The sequence below is a fragment of the Streptomyces sp. NPDC003697 genome (genome assembly GCF_053587115.1).
This window is the reverse complement of the sequence record NZ_JBSFNN010000177.1, coordinates 1-1,245: the sequence shown is the minus strand read 5'-3', so window position 1 is coordinate 1,245 and position 1,245 is coordinate 1. Positions and strand designations below refer to the sequence as shown.

Annotated in this window: 1 rRNA gene; it reads left to right on the top strand. The window is 59.4% G+C overall.

The annotated features are described in order from the left end of the window. Nucleotides 1–237: 237 nt before the first annotated feature. Nucleotides 238–1,245: ribosomal RNA gene (locus ACWDNY_RS31415) — 16S ribosomal RNA — on the top strand; the annotation flags it as partial.

Genomic DNA, 1,245 nt, shown 5'->3' with positions numbered 1-1,245 from the left:
ACCGAAGGGAAGCGCCCGGAGGAAAGCCCGAGAGGGTGAGTACGAAGGAAGCGTCCGTTCCTTGAGAACTCAACAGCGTGCCAAAAGTCAACGCCAGATATGTTGATACCCCGTCTCCAGCATGTGCTGGGGCGAGGTTCCTTTGAAAAAACACAGCGAGGACGCTGTGAACGGCTGGGCTTATTCCGCCCGGCTGTTCCGCTCTCGTGATGTGTCACCCCGATCACGGGGAAAGCATTCACGGAGAGTTTGATCCTGGCTCAGGACGAACGCTGGCGGCGTGCTTAACACATGCAAGTCGAACGATGAACCACTTCGGTGGGGATTAGTGGCGAACGGGTGAGTAACACGTGGGCAATCTGCCCTGCACTCTGGGACAAGCCCTGGAAACGGGGTCTAATACCGGATACGAGCCTCACGGGCATCCGTGAGGCTGGAAAGCTCCGGCGGTGCAGGATGAGCCCGCGGCCTATCAGCTTGTTGGTGAGGTAATGGCTCACCAAGGCGACGACGGGTAGCCGGCCTGAGAGGGCGACCGGCCACACTGGGACTGAGACACGGCCCAGACTCCTACGGGAGGCAGCAGTGGGGAATATTGCACAATGGGCGAAAGCCTGATGCAGCGACGCCGCGTGAGGGATGACGGCCTTCGGGTTGTAAACCTCTTTCAGCAGGGAAGAAGCGAAAGTGACGGTACCTGCAGAAGAAGCGCCGGCTAACTACGTGCCAGCAGCCGCGGTAATACGTAGGGCGCAAGCGTTGTCCGGAATTATTGGGCGTAAAGAGCTCGTAGGCGGCTTGTCACGTCGGTTGTGAAAGCCCGGGGCTTAACCCCGGGTCTGCAGTCGATACGGGCAGGCTAGAGTTCGGTAGGGGAGATCGGAATTCCTGGTGTAGCGGTGAAATGCGCAGATATCAGGAGGAACACCGGTGGCGAAGGCGGATCTCTGGGCCGATACTGACGCTGAGGAGCGAAAGCGTGGGGAGCGAACAGGATTAGATACCCTGGTAGTCCACGCCGTAAACGGTGGGCACTAGGTGTGGGCGACATTCCACGTCGTCCGTGCCGCAGCTAACGCATTAAGTGCCCCGCCTGGGGAGTACGGCCGCAAGGCTAAAACTCAAAGGAATTGACGGGGGCCCGCACAAGCGGCGGAGCATGTGGCTTAATTCGACGCAACGCGAAGAACCTTACCAAGGCTTGACATACACCGGAAACGCCCAGAGATGGGCGCCCCCTTGTGG